The sequence below is a fragment of the Methylobacterium sp. B1 genome (genome assembly GCF_000333255.1).
Lineage (GTDB): Bacteria > Pseudomonadota > Alphaproteobacteria > Rhizobiales > Beijerinckiaceae > Methylobacterium > Methylobacterium fujisawaense.
This window is the reverse complement of the sequence record NZ_BACT01000774.1, coordinates 1-4,079: the sequence shown is the minus strand read 5'-3', so window position 1 is coordinate 4,079 and position 4,079 is coordinate 1. Positions and strand designations below refer to the sequence as shown.

At 68.5% G+C, this 4,079-nt stretch carries 5 protein-coding genes; all 5 read right to left on the bottom strand.

Annotation, left to right across the window (positions count from 1 at the left end):
• On the bottom strand, positions 1 to 765 hold a 765-nt coding region (locus I53_RS22470), incomplete at its 3' end, for an efflux RND transporter permease subunit (protein ID WP_043354889.1).
• 341 nt (positions 766 to 1,106) lie between these two features.
• The gene (locus tag I53_RS22465) at positions 1,107 to 1,541 is read right to left on the bottom strand and encodes a tellurite resistance TerB family protein (RefSeq protein ID WP_043354888.1); all 435 of its coding nucleotides are present in this window, start codon (positions 1,539 to 1,541) and stop codon (positions 1,107 to 1,109) included.
• A gap of 93 nt (positions 1,542 to 1,634) precedes the next feature.
• Positions 1,635 to 1,835 (bottom strand): DUF3606 domain-containing protein, encoded by a 201-nt coding sequence (locus tag I53_RS22460; RefSeq protein WP_043354886.1) that lies wholly within the window; start codon positions 1,833 to 1,835, stop codon positions 1,635 to 1,637.
• 76 nt (positions 1,836 to 1,911) lie between these two features.
• Complete coding sequence (locus I53_RS22455; RefSeq protein ID WP_043354884.1) at positions 1,912 to 2,133, bottom strand: YbdD/YjiX family protein; 222 nt, start codon at positions 2,131 to 2,133, stop codon at positions 1,912 to 1,914.
• Between the two features lie 10 nt (positions 2,134 to 2,143).
• Positions 2,144 to 3,844 (bottom strand): carbon starvation CstA family protein, encoded by a 1,701-nt coding sequence (locus tag I53_RS22450; protein ID WP_374701358.1) that lies wholly within the window; start codon positions 3,842 to 3,844, stop codon positions 2,144 to 2,146.
• Between the last annotated feature and the right edge of the window lie 235 nt (positions 3,845 to 4,079).

Genomic DNA, 4,079 nt, shown 5'->3' with positions numbered 1-4,079 from the left:
CAGCACGGGCTGGCCGGCCACAACCTTGATCGGCGCGAGGTTCAGGGTCTCGATCGAGGGCGGGGTGCCGTTGAGCTGGACCGGGTATTGCTGCTCGCCAATCTTGGCGAGGCCGGACGGCACCGTCAGGTTCTGGGCCGTCATGGCGTTGGTGACGTCGAGCGGCGTCAGGCCGAGCGCCTGGAGGGCATTGAGGTCGAGATCGACCATGATCTGCCGGGGCGCACCGCCGAACGGCGACGGCAGGGTCGAGCCCGGGACCTGCGCGAGGGTCTGGCGGATCCGGTACTGGGCGTAGTCGTAGACCTCGTTGAGGCTCTGCTTGGCCGAGGTCAGGGCGAGCTGGATCACCGGCACCGAGGAGGCGGAGTAGCGCACGATCACCGGCGGCTGCGTGCCGGTGGGCATCACGGCGCGGATCGAGTTGGTGGAGGAGACCACCTGAGCGATGGCGAGATCCAGGCTGACGGACGGGTCGAAGTAGATCCGCTGAACCGCCGTGCCCTGGAGCGTCGTCGACTCCATCCGTCGGATGCTGTTGACGTTATTGGAGATCCCGTATTCGGCGTAGGTCGTGATGCGCTGTTCCATCTCCGGCGCCGACAAGCCGGTATAGGTCCAGACCACCACGACGACCGGGATGTCGACGACCGGCAGCACGTCCTTGGGCGTGACAAGGATCGCGCCGACGCCGCCGAGCATCATCAGCACGGCGAGCACGTAGGTCGTGATCCGGAACTTGAGGGCGTAGAGGACGAGGCCCATGCGGTCTCCGCCGGCCGGCCGCGGGCCGGCAATTCCGCGCTGTGTACCGGCTCACCGGCTAGACCCGGATTGTTTCGCGATCACGTCCGGTCAAGCAAGGGCCGGACCGCATCGCCGCAGGGTTGCGGTCGCCCCCCCCTCTCATGCCCCGCATCCCGCTGCGCCGTCATCCTGCGGTGCCCGCGTCGCGGGACTCGAAGGCGGGCGCCAGGGATCGCGGCGCCGACTGGCGGTCTGCTTCGAGGCCTCCGCGGCGCTCCGGCCCTTCAGGATGAGGGGGCGGGTTGGCGAGACATCTCGGCGCAGCGTCCCCGCGCCTGCCGGGCGCTGCGCCCTCTGGATCACCGCAGCAGCGCGGACTTGTCGACCTGCAGCGCGGCGGCGATCTCGTCGAGCGCCTTGTGCTCGACCGCGCTGATCCCGTCGATATCGGCCACGTCGGCGCCGATCAGGAACACGTCCTGGCGCTGCTCGATCGGCCGTTCCGCGATGGCGCCGACGTGGCGCAGGTTCTCAATGCGCCCGGCCCGGGTCTTGGCTCGGGCGATCGCCTCATAGAGCTCCTGCTCGACGCGCAGCGTGTCGTACGACTTCTCGAGGATCGGGTTGGCGCGAATGCCGGTGATGGCCGACTCGATCTCCTCCTCGCCCACGTCCCCATCCGCCACGATGACGTTGGCGGCGGACGAAACCGCAGCCTGCAGGAAGACCGCGTCGCCCGCATACGACATGATCGTGCGGCCAAACCGAAGGATGGCGTCCTGGAAAATGCTCATGCCGACCTCCCGTCGGGCCTGAGATGGCGGATATTGTGGCCGCCGAGTCAAGATGCGGCCGAGCTTAAGCCCGGGATCGTGGAGGACGAGCGCTCAGGTGGCGGGCTCGTGGCCCGGCCAGTCCCGCCCGAGATGGGCCGCCACGCGGGCCGGATCGTCGCCGACCGCCGCCACGGCGGCCTCGACCTGCTCCACCGGAACCATGAACCGGCGCGCCCAGTAGGCCCGCTCCCAGGCATGGGCGATGTTGACGGCCCGGGGCTCGATCGGGGCCTGCACGCTCTCGTCGGTCATCGGTGCTCCGCGTCTCGCGAGGGCGGGGCGGCCCTCCGGCCTGAAGAACGCCGGCCGGGCCGCATCGGGTCCGCGTTCAGCAGCAGCGGAAGCCCGCGGTGTTGCCGACGCCGAAGCGGGCGTTCTCCCGGTTGCGGAAGAACTCCACCTCGGTCATCGGCGCCTGGTCCGGATGGGTGCGGCGGACATGCTCGGCATAGGCCGCGTAGTCCCCCTGCCCCACCATCAGCCGGGCGCCGTCGCAGACGCATTTGGACAGCGTCCGGAGGCGATCCCGCAGGTTCGACGGCTGCCGCATGGCCCTCCCCCTACTCCGCCGGGACCATGTGGGGCTCGGTCTCCAGGGCAGTCCAGCGATCCGCGCGCCACGCCTTCAGGCAGGCGGCGATGCCGAAGCCCGCGATGGCGACGACGAGGCCGATGAACAGGGCCGCCAGCACCGCGTCGATCCGGTCGTTGAGGATGATCTGGCTCATCTGGTCGGCGTTCTTGGCCGGGGCCAGGATCTTGCCCTCCGCGGCGGCGGCCGCGTAGCGCTGGGCGTGCGCCAGGAAGCCGATCTTCGGATCGGCGGAGAAGATCTTCTGCCAGCCGGCCGTGAGGGTGCAGATGCACAGCCACGCGGTCGGGATGATGGTCACGAACGCGTAGCGCTCGCGCTTCATCTTGAAGATCACCACCGTGCAGAGCGTCAGCGCCACCGCGGCCAGCATCTGGTTCGAGATGCCGAAGAGCGGCCACAGGGTGTTGATGCCGCCGAGCGGGTCGGTCACCCCCTGGTAGAGGAAGTAGCCCCAGGCCCCCACCGAGATGGCGGTGGCCGCGATGCTCGGCCCCCACGACGTGGTGTTCTTGAACGACGGCACCGCCAGCGCGACCAGATCCTGCACCATGAACCGGCAGGCGCGGGTGCCCGCGTCCACGGCCGTGAGGATGAACAGCGCCTCGAACAGGATCGCGAAATGGTACCAGAAGGCCATCATCGCCTTGCCGCCGATGGCCGACGAGATGATGTGGGCCATGCCCACCGCGAGCGTCGGGGCGCCGCCGGCGCGGGAGATGATCGTGTGCTCGCCGACATCGGCGGCGGTCTGGGTGATCACCTCCGGGGTGGTGGCGAAGCCGAGCTTGGTCACCGCGGCGGCGGCGGTCTCGGGCGTGGTGCCGAGCAGGGCGGCGGGCGAGTTCATGGTGAAGTAGACGCCGGGGTCGATCACGCAGGCCGAGACCAGCGCCATGATCGCCACGAAGGATTCCATCAGCATGCCGCCGTAGCCGATGAAGCGGGCATCGGCCTCGCTGGCGATCAGCTTCGGGGTGGTGCCCGACGAGATCAGGGCGTGGAAGCCCGAGACCGCGCCGCACGCGATGGTGATGAACAGGAACGGGAACAGGCTGCCCGCCCAGACCGGACCGGTGCCGTCGACGAACTTGGTGACCGCCGGCATCTGCATGTGCGGCGCCACGACGGCGATGCCGAGGGCGAGGCCCACGATGGTGCCGATCTTGAGGAAGGTCGACAGGTAGTCGCGCGGGGCGAGGAGCAGCCAGACCGGCAGGATCGAGGCGACGAAGCCGTAGCCGATCAGCATCCAGCAGAGCTGCGGGCCCGTGAAGGTGAAGGCCGGTCCCCAGACCGGGCTCGCCGCCACCGAGCCGCCGGCCACGATCGCCAGCATCAGCAGGACGAAGCCCAGGATCGAGACCTCGCCGATCTTGCCGGGCCGGATATAGCGGGAATAGACGCCCATCAGCATGGCGATCGGGATCGTCGACATCACCGTGAAGGTGCCCCAGGGGCTCTCGGCGAGCGCCTTGACCACGATGAGGGCCAGCACGGCCAGCAGGATCACCATGATCAGGAAGGTGCCGAACAGCGCGATGATGCCGGGAATCGTCCCGAGCTCGGCCCGGATCAGCTCGCCGAGCGACCGGCCGTCCCTAGATGTCGAGGGCGTTGAGCATGGCGGCGCTCCATCGCGGCAGTGGCGATGGAGCAATTTAGCCAAATGGCAAAATCAACGTCAAGCGCTTTTTGCCATTTGGCGAAAAGACGCGTCGGACCTAGCGCGGCCTCACTCGACGGGCTCCTGTCGAAGGCTGACCAGCGTGGCGATGTTGTTCTCGCACTCCGAGCAGCCGAAGTTCTGTCGCTGAAGCCAGCGCTCTCCAAAAACTCGTCGACGGTGCACGGGGCGTCTTCCAGATCGGGCGACTCGATCGTCCGCTTCGTCATGTGGTGGC

Bases quoted from the DNA above. Each gene is read 5' to 3' on its own strand.
- I53_RS22465 (WP_043354888.1), bottom strand. From the start codon at position 1,541: ATGAGCATTTTCCAGGACGCCATCCTTCGGTTTGGCCGCACGATCATG.
- I53_RS22460 (WP_043354886.1), bottom strand. From the start codon at position 1,835: ATGACCGACGAGAGCGTGCAGGCCCCGATCGAGCCCCGGGCCGTCAAC.
- I53_RS22455 (WP_043354884.1), bottom strand. From the start codon at position 2,133: ATGCGGCAGCCGTCGAACCTGCGGGATCGCCTCCGGACGCTGTCCAAA.